The sequence below is a fragment of the Providencia rustigianii genome, assembly GCF_900637755.1.
Lineage (GTDB): Bacteria > Pseudomonadota > Gammaproteobacteria > Enterobacterales > Enterobacteriaceae > Providencia > Providencia rustigianii.
In genome coordinates this window covers 2,806,182-2,824,309 of the sequence record NZ_LR134396.1, presented here as the reverse complement: position 1 = coordinate 2,824,309, position 18,128 = coordinate 2,806,182, and the positions used below count along the sequence as shown (strand labels likewise).

The following is an 18,128-nucleotide window of genomic DNA, read 5'->3' as shown; positions in this document are numbered from 1 at the left end:
TAACTAGTAAAGTAATGAATAAACGTGGCGACGGTACTTGCTGGCAAGTGTATCCCCCGTTCCCATTGCTGACATGATATCCATCATGGTTTTTCTGACTGCACCTTCTCCGGCGTTAAGGTCTTTACGTAAAAAGGCCAGTAACATTTCTAAGGCTTCTTCATTGCGGTTAACTTCATGAAGTTTTAATGCCAGTTGAACGGCCAAAGTGGTGTTTTCAGGATTTTGGTTAAATTCTTGCTGCAATTGCTGAATTTCAGGAGTGTCTGCCGCTTTTTTCATGAGTTCGATTTGTGCAATCAAACCTTGGTAACGGCTATCTTTATCTTGCATTGGTACGGTGGCTAGCAGTGTTTCTGCATCATCCACTAAATTAAGTGCAATTTGTGTTTCGGCTAATAAAAAGGTGATATCGCTATTTTTGGGAGCCAGCTGGTTTGCTTCTTTAAGTAATGGCAGGGCTTCTTGAAGTTTGCCTTCTGCAATAAACTCAGCTGCTTGCGCCGCTTTTAACTCTTCAGGGCTTGGCAGTACACGAGATAAAATTTGCAATACGGCGTCTTCGGGTTGTGGACCTTCAAATCCATCAACAGGGCGGCCGTCTTTCAGGACATACACTGTGGGGACACCTTTAAGACCAAACTGGCTCGCAACCATCTGTTCTTCATCACAGTTAACTTTAGCGAGGATAAACAACCCAGCATAATCATTGGCAATACGCTCGAGCATCCCAGTGAATTCTAAGCTTTGTGGGCTACGAGGTGACCAAAAATAGAACATCACTGGGATGTTCATGGATTGTTCGATGATTTGATGTAGATTGGTTTCGTTAATATCAATAATTTGTGCGTTAGCAAACATAAAATATCTCTTTTAAATTCGTTATTAATGTCGTTTAAATGGGGGCTTTTTCTGGTTTTTCAATCTTTTTTGCCCGGATTTGCCAGTATTTTATCCATTAATTTGTCTGGCAATATGCGTTTTAGTATACGCACAAAAACGGTTAATAATGTGACGGAGTAACGGACACGAGGGCGTGGGCTTTCTAATGCTAGAATCAGCTTTTCAACCACATGCTCTGGATTTAACGTAAACCGCGCTGCAATTCCCGGATTTTTTATTGGCTTATCTTGTTGTGTTTGTGCCACATTCTGGGTAAATGCACTGTGAATAGGACCGGGTTCAATCAAACTAACATGGATTCCAGAGCCCTTTAATTCTAAACGCAATGCATCGGACCAAGCTTCTAACGCATATTTGCTGGCAGCGTAAGCACCGCGACCCGGTGTAGAAATAATCCCCATTACTGAACTGGTCTGCACTATCCTGCCTTCATGGTGGGGTAGCATGGCGGGGAGGAGTAAGAAGGTCAATTGGTGGACTCCGAAAAAATTCGTAGAGAATTGAGATTCTAACTGCTGACGGCTAACGGTATTTAGTGGCCCATAGACCCCAAATCCCGCATTGTTAAATAATCCGAAAAGTCGTCCTTGGCAAAGTGCTAAAATTTGCTGGGCCGCAGTTTCAACACTGTCTGAGTCATCTAAATCAAGCGCGACAGTATCAAATCCAAGCTCTTGTAAACGTTGGATATCCGTCTGTTTTCGGCAGGTGGTGATGACGTGATAACCCCGTTGACGTAGTGTTTGCGCTGCACATAAGCCTATTCCGCTGGAAGCCCCCGTCACTAATACTGTTTTTTGCATAACTTTACCTACTGTAGGCTTAATTTTCGCTATCATACTGGTTGAGCAATAAAGTCTCTCGATCTATTGGACTTTTATTGGTTATCCGGACTTTTATTTATTGAGTAAGTACGGTGTAAGCTGTTTTTCCATGAAATCAGCAATAGATGGCTGAGCCTCTGCGGTTGGATGAATGCCATCAGGTTGGATCCATTCTGGTTTGGTAATGACGCTCTCCATAAAAAAGGGTAGCAAAGGAATTTGATTTTTTTCAGCTAATGTTGGGTAAACTTTTTCAAAGCTGGAAGTATAGCGCCTGCCATAGTTGGGAGGGATACGAATTTGCATTAAGAGCGGTTTAGCACCATTTTGCTCTATTTGGTCGATAATCTGTTGTAATGTAATCTCTAATTGCTCTACAGATAACCCTTGTAAACCATCATTAGCACCTAATTCAATTAATACCCAATTAGGTTTGTGTTGTGCCAGTAAGGCGGGTAGGCGTTCTAAGCCTTGAGTAGCGGTATTCCCGCTAATGCTGCCATTAACTACAAGAATTGGCGGAGAATGTTTCTGCCAGCGTTCGGCAAGCAAAGTGGCCCAAGCCTGCTCTGCCGGTAAACGATAGCCTGCACTTAAGCTATCCCCCAGAATCAATAGTTTTGTGGCTGCTAGAGTTTGTCCGCTGGCGGTCAATAACAGGAGAAAAACCAATATATGTCGGCGCAAAATATTCTTGAAGTTCATCATCTCATTAAACGTGTTGGTCAAGGTGAACATGAACTGACTATATTGCAAGGAGTGGAGCTAATTGTCGAGTCCGGTCAGACAATTGCTTTAATTGGCGAGTCGGGTTCCGGAAAATCAACGTTACTGGGTATTATTGCCGGGTTAGATGATGGTTCGAGCGGCAGCGTGCATTTGTTAGGGCAAGACCTCACTAATATGGATGAAGAGCAACGTGCGCGCTTACGTGCGGAGAGTGTGGGATTTGTTTTTCAATCTTTTATGTTAATTCCAACCTTGAATGCCCTTGAAAATGTTCAACTTCCCTCCTTATTAAGAGGGGAATCAGAGGCTAAAAGTCATCAACAAGCCGTTAATTTACTGACGGATTTAGGGTTAGGTAATCGCTTAAAGCATATGCCAGCACAACTTTCTGGTGGTGAACAGCAGCGTGTGGCATTGGCGAGAGCATTCAATGGTCAGCCAAAAATCTTATTTGCCGATGAGCCGACAGGAAACCTCGATCGCCAAACTGGGGATAAAATTGCTGATTTACTGTTTGCCATGAATAAAGAGCACGGAACGACGCTGATTCTGGTCACTCATGATAATGAACTAGCCTCACGTTGCCAACGCCGGTTGCGCTTGGTGGACGGGTTGTTGAGGGAAGAGTCATGATTTGGCGCTGGTTTTGGCGTGAATGGAAAACGCCATCATTATTAATTGTTTGGTTAGCATTAACCTTGGCGGTGGCGTGTGTGCTCGCATTGGGGCGTATTAGCGATCGCATCGAAAATAGTATGAGTTACCAGAGCCAAGAACTCCTCGCCGGGGATTTAGTACTGCGCTCCTCTCATCCCTCTGACCCTCAATGGTTAAATACGGCTCAACAAGCAGGTTTAAATCACAGCCAGCAAATTTCCTTTTCCACAATGGCGTATTCGACAGCGGATGAAAATGGTCGACCTCAATTGGTGTTAGTGAAAGCTGCGGATGCTAGCTACCCTTTATACGGTGGATTAGTGACTGAGCCCGCAGGGTTAAAACCGACCAAAGGACAAATTTTAGTTGCGCCACGCCTATTGGAATTACTGAATTTAAAAATTGGCGAGCAAATTGACATTGGGGATGCCACATTAACGGTTTCTGGTGCATTAATTCAGGAACCTGATAGCGGGTTTAATCCATTTCAAATTGCCCCTCGTGCATTGATTTCTATTGAAGATGCCACCCAAACGGGAGCTATCCAACTTGGTAGCCGTTTAACGTATCGGGATATGTTCGCTGGAGATCGACAGATAATCGATGCTTTTAAGCAGCAATACGATTCACAGTTAAGAAGCGACCAACGATGGTATACCTTAGATGATGACAGTGGTGCAGTCGGTAAGACGTTTAAGCGTGCACAACAATTTTTATTACTTTCTGTATTACTAACCTTGCTACTGGCGATCGCTGCGGTGGTGGTATCGATGAACCATTATTGTCGTAGCCGCCATCAACTTATTGCAGTGATGAAAACCTTGGGAGCAGGGCGGAGCGCGCTACGTAAATGGATCATTGGTCAATGGCTGGTGATCTTAGTCGCTGCGGCATTATTGGGATCATTACTAGGACTCGCATTTGAAGGGATCTTGATGCAGATATTGAGTGCGATGCTACCTAAAGCATTACCCAGTGCGAGTTTATGGCCGTGGGTTTGGTCAGTGGCAACGTTGTTTATTATCGCCATTATCGTCGGGATCCGACCTTACTATCAGATGATGGGAACGCAACCATCTCGGGTATTACGTGAAGATGCTCAGTCACCGATTTGGCCGCTGTATTACTATCTCCCGATAGTTACGTTAATTGTGGTGGGGGGATTATTCCTGTTTGCTGGAGTAAATCCGCTGCTGTGGTCAATTTTGCTAGGGATTGTCGTTGTGGCAGTTTTGCTCGCCCTGATTGGCTGGATAGGCTTATGGCTATTACGCAAAATACGTTTTCGCCAGCTCAGCTTACGTTTATCGGTGAGCCGCTTACTACGTCAGCCTTTGCAAACAATCACTCAAATGAGCGCTTTTTCACTTTCATTTATGCTATTGGCGTTGTTGATTTTGGTTCGTGGGGATTTATTGGATCGCTGGCAGCAGCAGTTACCTGCGGATAGTCCCAACTATTTTCTGATCAATATGACTGAGTCGCAGCTAGCACCAGTAACTCAGTTATTGAAGCAGTATCAGGTGACGCCGACAGAATTTAATCCAGTCATTTTAGCGCGTTTATCGGAGATCAATGATCAATCCGCAATAGAATGGGCCGACGCACGGGATCCTAATAATAATACGGTAAGACGCGAACTGAGCTTAACGTGGCAATCGGTGCTTCCTCCAGCCAATGAATTGGAGCAAGGAAGCTGGCCACCAAAAGCGGGGGAGGTTTCCATTGAGCAAACCGTGGTGAAAGAGTTAGGGTTAAAAATTGGCGATAAGCTGACATTTAATGCAGGATCGCAAATATTTACAGCAAAGGTGAGCAGCATTCGTAAGGTCGATTGGGAGAGTTTACGACCTAATTTTTACTTTATCTTTGCTGAAAAAACGTTATCTCCAATGCCTGCAACATGGTTGAGTAGCTTCCATTATGAAGGAGATGGTCAACTGTTAACCCAATTGAGCCATCAATATCCAACGATTAATGTTTTGGATACAGGTGCGATAATTACCCAAATTCAACAGATTTTACAGCAGGTTAGTCAAGCTTTAGAGGTCATGGTAGTGTTGGTGATTTTCTGTGGTTTGTTACTGTTACTGGCGCAAATTCAGGTGGGTATGAGTCAACGTGAGCGTGAATTAGTTGTTTACCGAACGTTGGGGGCGAGCAAAAAATTGATGCGCCGCACACTATGGAGTGAGTTTGCACTTCTCGGTTTGATGGCCGGATTAGCCGCAGCATTTGGCGCTGAGGTCGCCTTGTGGTTATTACAAACTCAAGTGTTTGATTTCCCATGGCAACCGGAATGGCGTATTTGGGTATTATTGCCGTTATGTGCTGCGCTATTACTTTCTATTTGCGGTAGTTGGTTGGGGCTAAGGTTACTTGGCACCGGAAACCAACATCGTAGATTGCCAAATAGTTAAAAATATGATGGACCTTGATAGCTATTATGATGGCTATCAAGGTCAAAAATGAAAATCGGAAGCTTGGGCTTCACTGTATAAATTTTTCAAATTGATGTATCCGGCATCAAACTCAGAAACAGCAAAGTAAAAAATACGCCCATCAGACTGAGCTATCTGTATTTTATAGACGCCGACCTCTTGAGTAAAATCAAACTCATAACCCACATTAACTTTCATTTCTTTATAATTTAAATTGACTTCATCACTATCTGAAATATATTTCCAGTTAATTATTTTAGTTCTTGTTTCATTAATAAGCTGTTCAACAAAATGAGTGATTGCAGCAGGTAACATAATTATTCCTCAATTTTTCTATAGGTATATTTGGATTCAATAAGTTGCTTTGCATATAATAACGACTCTAAAATATCCTGAAACTGCAAGTTACCCAGAGGTGATTTCGATGTTATGTTTCTTGTGGAATTAATCTTTTTTTCTAATTCATTGAGATTTTCAATTTCATTATCAAAGGTTTTTTTATCTATAAGTGTCATGAAATTATTGGCAATATTTAAATGTAATTTAAATGCGATAGTGAAATTTGTTACTAATAGTGCGTAATTTTTACTCGATAGATTATCTAATGATTGATTGTAATAGAAAATACACTCATGAGATAGGCTTAATCCTGTCGAGCCTTTAAATTTATTCAATGAAAAAAGTGATTTTTCTTTTATGCTCTTAGATATGTTGATGTTATGAATGATTTCCATAATGGTAATAAGTAAGGCAATAATGGTAGCAATGGATGCATAATATGAAAATAGTATGAAATTATCATTACTCCTAATTATCATATCTATATTAATAATTGATATCCATATTAATAAAAAGCTTGCTATCATATAAATTAATCGTAATTTATTTTCTAAAGCTAATTTCAGAAACATTTATTTCACTCAATTTTTATGGGGTGGAAATTTTATCATGATATTTCTCCATGCTTATATTTGGGACTATTTTTCGGAGTGAATTTATCATTAAATTAAAAAATTAATTGCAATCATCAATTTATTTCATCTTCATTAAACGAACAGTCTTCAATCTTTCATAAAATTGTCATTTGCCATGGTTATTATTCAGCTATCAATTATTGATAGCCTTAAATAGGAATATAACAATGGCTTGCCTCAATACTACACACTTTAAACTTAGCTCATTCTCTTTAGTGATTGGTTTACTTTCATTTAGCTCCAGCGGATTTGCTCAACAAGCTGTGTCTGCGACATTAGCTGGGCATTCAATATTATCCGTTGATGCAACAGTCTCTACACCTTCAGATGCGCCTACGGATATGCAGCATAGTGGTAAATATACAATCGGAAGTCGTGTTGATTCGCTAGGTAAAATCGAAGGAAAATCAGACGGTCGTCCAACGGGTAAATATGTGCCAATTAAAGGTCAACCACGACAGGGGCATTCAGGTATTAAACGGATGACTGATGGAACCTATTGGGTACTTACCGATAATGGTTTCGGCAATAAAATGAACTCTCCAGACTCGATGCTCTATTTGACCCAGTATGATATTGATTTTAAAAGTGGTAATACGACGCCATTGAAAACAGTTTTCTTCCATGACCCAGACAAAATTATCCCCTTCCATATTATTAATGAAAGTAGCCAGCAACGTTATCTAACGGGGAGTGATTTTGACCCTGAAAGTTTTCAATTTGCCGATGGGGCTTTATGGGTTGGTGATGAATTTGGACCTTACCTGATAAAAATGGATTTAAACGGCAAGGTACTTGCGCTATTTGAAACCCAAGTGAATGGCAAAAAGGTGGTGTCACCAGACCATTACACACTCACTACACCGGGTAAACCCGCGGATAAAGTGAATTTCCAAGTTAATCGCTCGAAAGGTTTTGAAGGCATGGCATCATCGCCAGATGGTTCAAAACTTTATCCAATGCTTGAGGGCGCTTTGTGGCTAGAAGATAAGCAAGATTATGAGAATGTAAACGGCAAAAAAGCGGCGCGTATTCTTGAGTTTGATGTGAAGAAACAGGATTGGACAGGGCGTAGTTGGCTATATGTATTTGAAGATAACCAGAATGCCATTGGTGATTTTAACCTGATTGATGATTCCCATGGTTTGATTATCGAACGTGATAATGGAGAAGGTACGGTGGATAAAGCCTGTGTTGAAGGGGCGACAAACAAAGAGAACTGCTTCAGCAATTTGGCGAAGTTTAAACGTGTTTATCGGATTGCATTCTCTGATAATAACGAGGGTGGTGCCGTGGATAAACAAGCCTATGTTGATCTGATGAATATCCAAGATCCTGGCAATTTAGCGAAAAAACCGTTGAATAATGGCGTGTTTACCTTTCCGTTTTTTACAATTGAAAACGTGGATGTGGTGGATAGCGAGCACATTATTGTTGGCAATGATAATAACTATCCATTCTCCTCCAGCCGCGACCCGAACAAAGCGGATGATAATGAATTTATTTTACTGAAAGTACCTGAATTACTGAAGCCGTAAATCGATAAAGTAATAGAAGTACGATGATAGCTGGATCCTTGTTTTTCCCTTGGTTTGATAATTTGCTCGGGTATTTTCCCGAGCCTTTTTATTGGTGTTGGATTAGCGTTTTTTAACAGCGAGAATAGGCGGTTTCATCATCAAGGTAAAAAATAAGATGACCACAACCGGTGCGGCGATAGTCAAAAGTGCGGGAGTAAAACTTCCTGTAAGATCTTTGATTGCTCCAGCAATAAATGGCGCTAAACATGCAATGGTAGAAATCAGATTTACCACAGAGAATAGTTCTAAATAAGGGCCACGACCAAAATAGTTAGACAATAAAACACTGGATGCTAAGAAGGTCATTCCATAGCCGACCCCCACACAAATCACGAACATAATTAGCCAGAACCAAGAAGTTGAAATACTTAACGCAACAACCCCGAGAACCATAATAATCAGGCTACCAATCAGTAATCGCTTCGGTTCGAGCCATTCCCCTGCGGCACCGCCCAAGAAGCGAGAAAAAGCATTTACAAAGGCCATAGTGCTGAGTAAAGAAACCGCGACAGTCATGCCAAAACCACGTTCTTCAATATGCGCGACTGCAAAGCTGTTTACGGTAATGCCGCACCATAGAAATGAGGTATAGGTTGCCGAAATTAAATAGAATTGCCATGTTCTGAGCGCGCCTCTAACAGTCCAAACTTCAGCAGTACGGTAAATGGGTTTGTTGGGATCACTAACGTACTTTTGGGTCACGCTCTTAGCGTGGGACTGCTCTTTTTTACCTTCACGTAGTGCCAGAATAGTGATTAGCGTAACAATGCTCAGGTAAACCGCACAGAGTACCCAGTGCATACGCCAAGAGCCGAGCTGGTTAGAGGCGTAGAAATAGATCCAAGGACCTGCAACCCCGCCTAATCCTCCTATGGTGAAGTAAACCCCAAAGGCGATAGACTGTTTCTCAAATAAACGTGAAATGACATAGGTGCCCGGTACGGTAGCCAGTAAGGTAAAGCCGACTCCAATTAATGCAGTACCTAGGAAATAGGTGCTAATCGTTTGTGTCGCATATAGGTTATAAAACCCTGAAACAAAGACCAGCATTCCCAGTAATAAGGTTAAACGAACACCTATTTTACGAATTAATACGGAGGGGAGAAAACTTGCTAGACCACAAGTTAATCCGAGTAAGGTAAAGCCGAAACCTGCTTCAGTCCAATTCCATTTTAGTTCATTGATCATACCCGGTAACACCACACCTAAAGAGGTAAAAGTGGTTGCCGTTGCAAGAAAATAGACCATTCCCAGAAGAATAAGAATTGACCATTGATACAATGGGCTAAAGGATGGGGATTGTGTTTCTGGCATGTTGACTCCAGTAAATCCCTGCATTTTCAATGATAAAATTGGGGAGTAAATTGCAGGGTAAAAATAGCACAATGCCCGAAAAATGACTTTCGGGCACGAATGGCGCTATTTTCCCTATTTATTGGCGAGAGTACCAGTCTAATTTTGTTTTTGCCCACTCAATGCCACTTTTATACTCATTTGGCAGCATTGGGATCAGGTTATCAAGGCTATCTTTCAATTTTAGGCAATCAGTATGGGTAAGATTTAAGTGACCCACTTTACGGACAGGGCGGACTTCTTTGTCATACCAATGGAGATGCACTAACGGTAAATTGAGCCAGTCATTATTAACCTCGGTACCAATCAAATTGACCATCACTGCGGGGCTAAAGACTTCAGGAGCTGGCATTGGTAAATTCAAAATGGCGCGTAAGTGCAATTCAAATTGGCTGATTGAGGCACCGTTTTGCGTCCAGTGACCACTATTATGCACGCGAGGAGCGATTTCGTTGATCAGCAGCTTGTCACCGACTACGAAACACTCCATTGCCATCACGCCGACATAACCTAATTCATTCATCACTGCGCTTAGCATGGATTGAGCTTGTTGCTGTTGAACAGGGTTAGCATCAGGGAAAGCTACACTGGTTCGTAGAATGCCTTCTTGATGTAGGTTATGAGTGATCGGGTAGAAAACGGATTCACCGGATTGGCTTCTGGCGCCAATCACTGAGACTTCTGAGTCAAAGGGAATACCTTGTTCAACAATACATTCGCCATAAATCTCAGTGGGTAAGTCTTTTTCGTCACCGGGACGCACACGCCATTGACCGCGCCCATCGTAACCGCCAGTTCTACGTTTAACGATTAGAAAATCCCCAAGCGTAGCGAACAGTTCGGGCCATTGGTCAGGGGAGTCTAATAATGCCCATGGGGCGGTTGATAAATTTAACGAATCAAATAGGCTTTTTTGTGGAAATCTATCGGCTAACCGAGGAAAAATATCTCGGTTAATAAATGCGTTGTGACGTGCTAACTCTTTAGTTAACGGAGTTTCCGGCCAGCGTTCTATTTCTGCGGTGATCACACTTTGCTGATAGGGAACGGCTTCTGGTTCTGCATCTAAACCGACGGGGAAAACAGAAATACCGAGAGGCTCACCAGCTTGGCGGAGCATTCGACCTAATTGACCATTACCGAGGACACAAACCGGTTTCATTACGCTTCCCTCGGATCTGGATTACTTAATACGTCATTAGTTTGCGCTTCACGCCATGCCGATAGGCGATTAAACAGTTCAGCATCATGAGTTGCTAAAATTTGAGCCGCGAGTAATGCGGCGTTTGCGGAACCTGCTTTACCAATTGCTAGCGTACCCACAGGGATGCCTTTTGGCATTTGTACGATGGAATACAAGCTGTCGACACCACTTAATGCAGCACTTTGAACTGGAACGCCCAGTACAGGAACTAACGTTTTAGCCGCTAACATACCCGGTAAATGTGCCGCGCCGCCAGCGCCAGCAATGATCACTTCAATCCCATTTGATTTTGCATTTTCAGCAAACGAAAATAGTTTGTCCGGAGTGCGGTGCGCAGAAACAATTTCTACATGAAAAGGCAGTTGAAGTTCAGTCAACACATCAGCAGCATGCTGCATCGTTGTCCAATCACTTTTAGAACCCATAACAATGGCGATTTTTGCCGCAGATTGAGAAGGAACTTGGGCAGTCATTTGGTGTGATCCCTGTATTGATATAATGTCACCCGAAGGCGGGAAGATGAATTGCCCTGATCATATCATGGTACTAGGGTAAGGAAAACGTTTGCGTGTTTATAAAATAGGCAAACGAGAGGGTTTTAATCTTGATAACTCACAATTGATTCATTAAAAAGGAAAGAAAATTAATTCAATTCCTTGTTCACTGATGACAAAGGCAGAGCCTTCATGGTGCCATGCACCTAAAACGCCACGAAAATGCAGCTGACCAGCGATGTTGATTTCATGAATAGCCGGTCGGTGAGTATGCCCGTGGATCATCCACTGAGCTTGGTGTCTTTTCAACGCATTAATCACGGCATCGGGATTGACGTCCATAATCGATTCCGATTTCATGCTGCTGGCATATTGACTATTACGACGCATTTTTTGTGCGATACGGCGGCGAATAAACAGCGGTAAAGCTAGAAATAGACGCTGTATCCAAGGGGTATGAACTTTTTTACGGTAATTTTGATAGGCCGCATCGTCGCTACATAATGTATCACCATGCATAATCAAAATACGTTTGCCATAAAGTTCAAGTAGAGTTTCTTGGGGTAAGATGGTCATTCCACACTGTTTGGCATAGCGTTTACCAATTAAGAAATCACGGTTTCCATGAATAAAATAGCAGGGAATACCGCGTTCGCTAAGTTGTTTCAGTGCGTTGGCAACTTGCTGGTGCAGCGGGTTATTGTCATCATCCCCGATCCAGTAGTTAAAAAAATCGCCAAGAATATACAGGCTGTCCGCATGGATAGCTTGTTGTTCAATAAAATGTAGAAAACCGGCAGTAATTGCCGGTTCATCTTCACTTAAATGCAAATCTGCAATGATATAAGTGGACATAAATCAGGGATTACTCGCTGACTGTCACTTTTTCAATCACAACATCTTCGCGAGGTACGTCTTGGTGGTGTCCACTGCGACCAGTAGAAACGCCTTTGATTTTGTCAACGACATCCATGCCTTCAACCACTTCAGCAAATACGCAGTAACCCCAACCATCTGGGCGCTCTGAACGGAAGTTTAAGAAGTCATTATCAGCGACGTTGATGAAGAATTGTGCTGTTGCTGAGTGTGGATCGTTAGTACGAGCCATTGCTAATGTACCGCGGCTATTTTTCAGACCGTTATTAGCTTCGTTTTTGATAGTCGCTTTAGTGTCTTTTTGGACCATGCCAGGCTCAAAACCGCCGCCTTGGATCATGAAGCCATTAATAACACGATGGAAAATGGTATTATTGTAGAAACCTTCACGGCAGTAGGTTAAAAAGTTTTCGACAGTAATTGGTGCTTTATCAGCGAAAGTTTTAATAACGATGTCACCGTGATTGGTATGAAATGTAACCATAATAGCTATCCTGAATAATTGTTTTTTATGCGCTCACTTGCGAAAGCGTTGAGATCAGCAAGTTTATATCATAGATAAAACTCAACTTGAAGTAACAGCGCATTTTGTAAATATTTATAGCATAACAGAGATATAACAAACTGAATGCCAAAGTGGGGAGTTTACCTTGCTTTCTAGTGCAGTTCGCGATTCAATATTAGGCTATTTTCGTCAGTTTTTTCTGGATATTATATCCGCAATCATACGATAATCTGATGTATGATAGGTATACACGTACTAATAAAATGGAAATAAATAGATGCTACAAATTTTCAATACACTGACTCGCCAAAAAGAAGAATTTAAACCCATCCATGCTGGAAAAATTGGGATGTACGTGTGTGGCATCACCATTTACGATTTGTGTCATATTGGTCACGGTCGTACCTTTGTGGCTTTCGACGCCATTAGCCGTTACTTGCGTTATTTGGGATATGATCTTAATTATGTGCGTAACGTGACCGACATTGATGACAAAATCATCAAACGTGCGGCTGAAAACAATGAAAGCGTGGAAGAATTAACGACGCGTATGCTGGCTGAAATGCACAAAGATTTTGATGCGTTAAATATTTTACGCCCAGACAGTGAGCCTCGTGCGACTCGCCATATTCATGAAATTATTGAACTAACTGAAAGCTTAATTGAACGTGGGCATGCGTATGTTGCAGATAATGGCGACGTCATGTTTGAGGTTAAAACTGACCCTAATTACGGTTTACTGTCACGTCAAGATTTAGACCAACTGCAAGCGGGAGCTCGCGTTGAAGTCGCGGATGTTAAACGTAACCCAATGGATTTTGTGTTATGGAAAATGTCAAAAGAAGGTGAACCAAGTTGGGAATCTCCATGGGGCTTAGGCCGTCCCGGCTGGCATATTGAATGTTCGGCGATGAATAGTAAAACGCTGGGAAGCCATTTTGATATTCACGGTGGGGGTTCCGATTTGATGTTCCCACATCATGAAAACGAAATTGCGCAATCAACTTGTGCTCATGAAGGACCTTACGTTAACTATTGGATGCACTCGGGGATGGTCATGGTTGATAGAGAGAAAATGTCTAAATCTCTCAATAACTTCTTCACTATCCGTGATGTTTTGCAATATTACGATGCAGAAACTGTACGCTACTTCCTGTTGTCAGGTCACTATCGTAGCCAACTGAACTATACCGAAGAAAATTTAAAGCAGGCGCGTACTGCGTTAGAGCGTCTGTATACATCATTACGTGGCACTGATAAATCAGTGGCGCCAGCGGGTGGCGAAGCTTTCAAAGCCCGTTTCTGTGAAGCCATGAATGATGATTTTAATACGCCAGAAGCTTATTCCGTACTGTTTGACATAGCGCGTGAAATTAACCGCCTAAAAACAGAAGATATGGCGGCGGCAAATGGTATGGCTGCACAACTGCGTGAACTGGCAAAAGTTCTGGGACTGTTAGAACAAGAGCCAGAAGCTTTCCTGCAAGGTGGAGCACAAGGCGAAGATGATACCGAAGTGGCGAAAATTGAAGCGCTGATTAAACAACGTAATGATGCGCGTCAAAGTAAAGATTGGGCATTGGCGGATCAGGCGCGTGATGCATTGACGGCGATGGGGGTTGTTTTGGAGGACTCTTCTGCCGGCACGACGTGGCGTCGCAAGTAATATTCGTCATTCTCGTCATTCTTCGAACCGTAGCTGTGTTGCCTACACTCGCTAACCCTAGTCACATACTTGTGTATGCTTCTAGGGATTAGCTCCTTTGGCGCCTTGCTACAATTCGAATAATTTAGAGAATTTAAGCGGATATAAACGCGTAAATAAAGTCTACTAGAAATGTTCTATTTTTAGTGATTGATATTTAAGTTTATGTAAACTAACAAATAATAAGACCCACTAAAAAATAACTATTTTTGGTGGGCTTTTTTATTGGTTTTTGGCTAAAAATGCAAGCGAGGTTATGACGGAAATGAATACTGGTAAGTGAATAGAGTTTTAATTCACTGACTAACATAAATAAGGATGAATATGTTTCCAATAAATCTAACTCGCCCATCTGTATCTCAAGCAATTGTCACTCCCGTAGTAGTTAGCTCGGAGCACTCTAATTTATCTGAGAGTCTCCAATGCATCAAAAACATACCTCAAACAGAAAATGTGTCTGCAAAAGTAAAACCAACATTGAAAAAAAGGTTGGAGCTAAAACTTAATTTTGCTGTACTTGCACAGCAATCCGCATTTGATAAATTACAGGTACAAACGACAAAAATTATCAATGAAAAAGGAATTGAATATGATACTCAAAAACGAGGGCAACTCTATCCTGAGATCGGTGCTGCGAAACAGACGCAAGTCTCTATTCGGAATAAAGATTGGGAAAGGGTCTTGTTGTCAGCGAATCGATTAGCAGTTAATGATATGGATCTTGCTATTCGCTGCCAGTATCCAAGGAATAATACGCAAGCGATTGAAAATCATTTAACTATGTTGATTGATAATCGAGTTCCATTGCTGGTGGTATTATCATCAAATAATGAAATTAAACCTTTTTTGGGTAGAGAAAAAAGTTTACCTAGCTATTTTATTAACTCAAAAAAATATGGTGAGATTAAAGTTAAATCCTTAAGAATAAGAGCGGATTATCAAGTTGATAGAAATCATCATTCAAAAAGTCAGCCTCCGTTAAAATTTAATCAATATAATTTAGAGATAAATGACCGGGGAAGAAAGCATCATTTTCCGGTGATTCACATTACTAATTGGGGGGATGGAAATACGATATCTACCGGGGAATTAAAAAAATTAAGTCGTATGGTGAATGTGTTGACCCATGGGAGTCTGATTAAACTAAAAAAATATCATAATGTGGAAATTGATGGAAAAAATAAACCGTTACCAGTCATCCATTGTAAAGCGGGCATAGGACGAACGGGAGTTTTAGCTGCGGCAATGCAATTAACTAAGAAAGATAATACACTCTCAGTGGATGATGTTGTGACGGCGTTACGTACATCAGGGAATGCAAATATGGTGCAGACGGAGGCTCAATACAATACATTGCTCGAGTTACAGCAATTTATTCAAGCCACGCGGAAAATGTCTTCTTAAAAATAAAGCAGGTAAGCTGATACTCCTCAGCTTACCTCGATTGACTATTCTTGAACCTGAATTTGCTCGCTTCCCATAGAAACGACTTTTCCAGCTACAATCTTGCAGCGTTTACGGGTCTCTACAACACCATCGACTTGCACAAGTCCATCAGCAATCATTGCTTTTGCCATCGCACCACTTTCAGCCCAACCTTCAGTTTTTAGTAGGTCGCATAGCTCAATATGAGGATGTCCATCAAGACGAAAAATTTCCATTGTTACTCCAAATTACATTAAATATCGTGGTACTCTTCGCACGCTTGTAGCGTATTTTGAATAAGAGTAGCCACTGTCATTGGTCCAACACCACCGGGCACGGGTGTGATCCAAGAGGCACGTTTTGACGCTTCATCAAAATCGACATCGCCAGTTACTTTGCCATTTTCTAAACGGTTAATACCGACATCAATAACAATAGCACCTGGTTTAATCCATTCGCCCGGAATAAAATTCGGTTTACCAACCGCGACAACTAATAAATCAGCGCTGCGAACATGTTGTTCGAGATCTTTGGTAAAGCGATGGGTGATGGTCGTTGTGCAGCCCGCTAATAATAATTCAAGGCTCATTGGACGACCAACAATATTTGATGCGCCAATGATCACAGCATTTAAGCCGTAAGTATTAATATCATAACGTTCTAGTAGGGTAACAATCCCTCTAGGAGTACATGGGCGTAAGCGAGGTGCGCGTTGGCATAAGCGACCCACGTTGTAAGGATGGAAACCATCAACGTCTTTATCTGGATGAATTCTTTCAATCACTTTGACGTTATCAATACCAGCAGGTAACGGCAATTGAACTAAAATGCCATCAATTTCTGGATCTTGATTGAGGTCATCGATAAGTTTCAGAAGCTCAGCTTCTGTTGTCGTGTCTGGCAAATCATAAGAACGAGATAAGAAACCGACTTCTTCACATGCGCGGCGTTTGCTGCCCACATAGATTTGAGAGGCTGGGTTTGCACCCACTAAAATCACGGCGAGTCCAGGAGCACGTTTGCCGTTGGCAACGCGAGTTTGTACTTTTTGAGCAACTTCCTGTCTAATTGCTTGCGCAATCGTTTTCCCATCAATAATTTTTGCTAACATCTGTAACTTAATCCATATATGAGACACGGGGGATGCCCCTATTTTGTCAGAACTTGCACCCCTTGTCAGTTCAAACTGTTATATAAAATGACCACATAGCTATTTTAGTAGCGAAAAGCCATTGACTCAGCGCTCAGCAACCGTATAATTCAACGCCATCAGCCAGATAGGCTGCCCGCATGTACAATGCGCCCTTAGCTCAGTTGGATAGAGCAACGGCCTTCTAAGCCGTAGGTCACAGGTTCGAATCCTGTAGGGCGTACCATTCTCAAGTATTCCAAAGTCTACAATAGTCTATAAAATCCTTATAAAACCAGCACTCACAAGAATCTATAGCATTTCAAGGTCTAGCCACGTCTATTGAAACCTACATATATGTGGGGGCATTATCCCGTTCAATGAGAATTGATGCCCCCTCAAATAAAGCTAACAGCCAGACAAGTAGGGCTTCCAAGCCAAAAGATAAAGCTTATAAACTTTCTGACGGTGGTGGCATGTATTTAGAAGTTACTCCGAATGGCTCCAAGTATTGGCGCATGAAATACAGATATGCTGGCAAAGAGAAAAGGCTAGCTTTAGGTGTGTATCCATCAATATCACTCGCACAAGCTAGGGCTAAAAGAGAAGAGGCCAAGCGCATATTGGCGTTAGGTGATGATCCATCTTTGGTAAAGAAAGCCGAAAAGCGAGAAAAAGAGTCTCAGATTAATAATAGCTTTGAGAAAATCACGCTTGAATGGCATGACTATAAAAAGCCTAATTGGTCAGAAGGCTATGCTGATGATTTATTGGAAGCCTTCCAGAAAGATATCTTTCCTTATATCGGTAAAGTTAGTATTACGGAAATTAAGCCACTGGATATGCTAGAAGTGTTTCGGAAATTCCAAAAGAACGTATGAATATACCAATAGATAGTGTAAGTGCAAATAAACTCAATTGATAAAACGTGTACGGGTTACCCTTCATTAAAATAAGTATTAACTTTCTAAGTATTGGGTCGTTGATATATTTGGCTTTTTTACGAAAATAAAAATATAGCGAATCATATAAATAGGCCAAAGTGCAATAGCATACCTAGCTAAAGGTTTACCACCAATAATTGCAAATGGGATAGGTATGAAAAAATATCGTCATAGCAATATTATCAATTTTTCGAAGATATTATCTCGTTGCATAATCTTGTTTGTTTAAGGTGTAACGGCTTAGTTTTTTCCATGATATAAACCTATACGATTTAACTGCGGGATTGTATCATCAAATACTTAGATAAGATGATGAAAATAATTTTTTACAGTGTTCACTATCGATTAGGATTGTGATTGAAAAAATGAAACGACCATATTTATG

The 18,128-nt window shown here is 41.5% G+C and carries 17 protein-coding genes, 1 tRNA gene and 1 pseudogene; 7 read left to right on the top strand and 12 right to left on the bottom strand.

Annotated features, from left to right (window positions below):
* Positions 1-3 precede the first annotated feature (3 nt).
* From EL244_RS13020 to tesA, 3 genes are all read right to left on the bottom strand, one after another.
* Entirely contained in the window at positions 4-861 is an 858-nt protein-coding gene (locus EL244_RS13020; RefSeq protein WP_126461414.1) for a co-chaperone YbbN, read from the bottom strand.
* Positions 862-920: 59 nt separating this feature from the next.
* Positions 921-1,706, bottom strand: a complete 786-nt coding sequence (locus EL244_RS13015) for an SDR family oxidoreductase (protein WP_039855170.1) — start codon at positions 1,704-1,706, stop codon at positions 921-923.
* Between the two features lie 93 nt (positions 1,707-1,799).
* Positions 1,800-2,435, bottom strand: coding sequence for a multifunctional acyl-CoA thioesterase I/protease I/lysophospholipase L1 (gene tesA, locus EL244_RS13010; RefSeq protein ID WP_039855169.1), 636 nt, complete (start codon positions 2,433-2,435; stop codon positions 1,800-1,802).
* Between tesA and ybbA the strand changes: the two genes are divergently transcribed.
* Together ybbA and ybbP are read left to right on the top strand one after the other, a co-directional pair.
* A complete protein-coding gene (gene ybbA, locus EL244_RS13005) occupies positions 2,403-3,089 on the top strand; it encodes a putative ABC transporter ATP-binding protein YbbA (protein ID WP_006815104.1) in 687 nt (228 codons plus the stop codon). The two genes, tesA and ybbA, sit on opposite strands and share 33 nt — an antisense overlap.
* Entirely contained in the window at positions 3,086-5,533 is a 2,448-nt protein-coding gene (gene ybbP, locus EL244_RS13000) for a putative ABC transporter permease subunit YbbP (protein WP_126461411.1), read from the top strand. Before ybbA ends, ybbP begins: the two co-directional genes overlap by 4 nt.
* Positions 5,534-5,575: 42 nt before the next feature.
* Here the strand turns inward: ybbP and EL244_RS12995 are convergent, their stop codons facing one another.
* Together EL244_RS12995 and EL244_RS12990 are read right to left on the bottom strand one after the other, a co-directional pair.
* Positions 5,576-5,869: a hypothetical protein gene (locus tag EL244_RS12995; RefSeq protein WP_126461408.1), complete on the bottom strand. Its 294-nt coding sequence runs from the start codon at positions 5,867-5,869 to the stop codon at positions 5,576-5,578.
* Positions 5,870-5,871: 2 nt separating this feature from the next.
* Positions 5,872-6,465: a hypothetical protein gene (locus EL244_RS12990; protein WP_126461405.1), complete on the bottom strand. Its 594-nt coding sequence runs from the start codon at positions 6,463-6,465 to the stop codon at positions 5,872-5,874.
* Between the two features lie 230 nt (positions 6,466-6,695).
* On the opposite strand from EL244_RS12990, the gene EL244_RS12985 reads away from it, so the two are divergent.
* On the top strand, positions 6,696-8,066 hold the full coding sequence (locus tag EL244_RS12985) for an esterase-like activity of phytase family protein (RefSeq protein ID WP_126461402.1): 1,371 nt from the start codon (positions 6,696-6,698) through the stop codon (positions 8,064-8,066).
* A gap of 102 nt (positions 8,067-8,168) precedes the next feature.
* On the opposite strand, the gene EL244_RS12980 is transcribed toward EL244_RS12985, so the two are convergent.
* The 5 genes from EL244_RS12980 to ppiB form a co-directional block, all read right to left on the bottom strand.
* Entirely contained in the window at positions 8,169-9,422 is a 1,254-nt protein-coding gene (locus tag EL244_RS12980) for an MFS transporter (protein ID WP_126461399.1), read from the bottom strand.
* Positions 9,423-9,540: 118 nt separating this feature from the next.
* Complete coding sequence (gene purK / locus EL244_RS12975; protein WP_126461397.1) at positions 9,541-10,623, bottom strand: 5-(carboxyamino)imidazole ribonucleotide synthase; 1,083 nt, start codon at positions 10,621-10,623, stop codon at positions 9,541-9,543.
* Positions 10,623-11,138 (bottom strand): 5-(carboxyamino)imidazole ribonucleotide mutase, encoded by a 516-nt coding sequence (purE, locus tag EL244_RS12970; RefSeq protein ID WP_006815097.1) that lies wholly within the window; start codon positions 11,136-11,138, stop codon positions 10,623-10,625. The genes purK and purE overlap by 1 nt, the downstream gene beginning before the upstream one ends.
* A gap of 153 nt (positions 11,139-11,291) precedes the next feature.
* Positions 11,292-12,014 carry a UDP-2,3-diacylglucosamine diphosphatase gene (gene lpxH / locus EL244_RS12965; RefSeq protein ID WP_006815096.1) on the bottom strand — a complete coding sequence of 241 codons (723 nt, stop codon included), beginning with the start codon at positions 12,012-12,014 and terminating at the stop codon, positions 11,292-11,294.
* 10 nt (positions 12,015-12,024) lie between these two features.
* Positions 12,025-12,519, bottom strand: coding sequence for a peptidylprolyl isomerase B (gene ppiB, locus EL244_RS12960; protein ID WP_006815095.1), 495 nt, complete (start codon positions 12,517-12,519; stop codon positions 12,025-12,027).
* Positions 12,520-12,817: 298 nt separating this feature from the next.
* Here ppiB and cysS point away from each other — a divergent pair, with 298 nt between their 5' ends.
* Entirely contained in the window at positions 12,818-14,206 is a 1,389-nt protein-coding gene (gene cysS, locus EL244_RS12955) for a cysteine--tRNA ligase (protein WP_126461394.1), read from the top strand.
* Between the two features lie 363 nt (positions 14,207-14,569).
* On the top strand, positions 14,570-15,649 hold the full coding sequence (locus EL244_RS12950) for a protein-tyrosine phosphatase family protein (RefSeq protein WP_230084842.1): 1,080 nt from the start codon (positions 14,570-14,572) through the stop codon (positions 15,647-15,649).
* A gap of 44 nt (positions 15,650-15,693) precedes the next feature.
* Here the strand turns inward: EL244_RS12950 and ybcJ are convergent, their stop codons facing one another.
* Complete coding sequence (gene ybcJ / locus EL244_RS12945; RefSeq protein ID WP_006815091.1) at positions 15,694-15,906, bottom strand: ribosome-associated protein YbcJ; 213 nt, start codon at positions 15,904-15,906, stop codon at positions 15,694-15,696.
* A 17-nt stretch (positions 15,907-15,923) separates the two neighbouring features.
* A complete protein-coding gene (gene folD / locus EL244_RS12940; protein ID WP_126462856.1) occupies positions 15,924-16,781 on the bottom strand; it encodes a bifunctional methylenetetrahydrofolate dehydrogenase/methenyltetrahydrofolate cyclohydrolase FolD in 858 nt (285 codons plus the stop codon).
* A gap of 188 nt (positions 16,782-16,969) precedes the next feature.
* Here folD and EL244_RS12935 point away from each other — a divergent pair.
* Positions 16,970-17,046, top strand: a tRNA-Arg gene (locus tag EL244_RS12935).
* Between the two features lie 155 nt (positions 17,047-17,201).
* A pseudogene (locus tag EL244_RS12930) lies at positions 17,202-17,671 on the top strand (tyrosine-type recombinase/integrase); the annotation flags it as partial.
* Positions 17,672-18,128: the final 457 nt, after the last annotated feature.

What these genes read in the sequence shown, in the direction of transcription:
- EL244_RS13020 (WP_126461414.1), bottom strand. Translation starts at nt 861, where the DNA reads ATGTTTGCTAACGCACAAATTATTGATATTAACGAAACCAATCTACAT.
- EL244_RS13015 (WP_039855170.1), bottom strand. Translation starts at nt 1,706, where the DNA reads ATGCAAAAAACAGTATTAGTGACGGGGGCTTCCAGCGGAATAGGCTTA.
- ybbA (WP_006815104.1), top strand. Translation starts at nt 2,403, where the DNA reads ATGTCGGCGCAAAATATTCTTGAAGTTCATCATCTCATTAAACGTGTT.
- tesA (WP_039855169.1), bottom strand. Translation starts at nt 2,435, where the DNA reads ATGATGAACTTCAAGAATATTTTGCGCCGACATATATTGGTTTTTCTC.
- ybbP (WP_126461411.1), top strand. Translation starts at nt 3,086, where the DNA reads ATGATTTGGCGCTGGTTTTGGCGTGAATGGAAAACGCCATCATTATTA.
- EL244_RS12995 (WP_126461408.1), bottom strand. Translation starts at nt 5,869, where the DNA reads ATGTTACCTGCTGCAATCACTCATTTTGTTGAACAGCTTATTAATGAA.
- EL244_RS12990 (WP_126461405.1), bottom strand. Translation starts at nt 6,465, where the DNA reads ATGTTTCTGAAATTAGCTTTAGAAAATAAATTACGATTAATTTATATG.
- EL244_RS12985 (WP_126461402.1), top strand. Translation starts at nt 6,696, where the DNA reads ATGGCTTGCCTCAATACTACACACTTTAAACTTAGCTCATTCTCTTTA.
- EL244_RS12980 (WP_126461399.1), bottom strand. Translation starts at nt 9,422, where the DNA reads ATGCCAGAAACACAATCCCCATCCTTTAGCCCATTGTATCAATGGTCA.
- purK (WP_126461397.1), bottom strand. Translation starts at nt 10,623, where the DNA reads ATGAAACCGGTTTGTGTCCTCGGTAATGGTCAATTAGGTCGAATGCTC.
- purE (WP_006815097.1), bottom strand. Translation starts at nt 11,138, where the DNA reads ATGACTGCCCAAGTTCCTTCTCAATCTGCGGCAAAAATCGCCATTGTT.
- lpxH (WP_006815096.1), bottom strand. Translation starts at nt 12,014, where the DNA reads ATGTCCACTTATATCATTGCAGATTTGCATTTAAGTGAAGATGAACCG.
- ppiB (WP_006815095.1), bottom strand. Translation starts at nt 12,519, where the DNA reads ATGGTTACATTTCATACCAATCACGGTGACATCGTTATTAAAACTTTC.
- cysS (WP_126461394.1), top strand. Translation starts at nt 12,818, where the DNA reads ATGCTACAAATTTTCAATACACTGACTCGCCAAAAAGAAGAATTTAAA.
- EL244_RS12950 (WP_230084842.1), top strand. Translation starts at nt 14,570, where the DNA reads ATGTTTCCAATAAATCTAACTCGCCCATCTGTATCTCAAGCAATTGTC.
- ybcJ (WP_006815091.1), bottom strand. Translation starts at nt 15,906, where the DNA reads ATGGAAATTTTTCGTCTTGATGGACATCCTCATATTGAGCTATGCGAC.
- folD (WP_126462856.1), bottom strand. Translation starts at nt 16,781, where the DNA reads ATGTTAGCAAAAATTATTGATGGGAAAACGATTGCGCAAGCAATTAGA.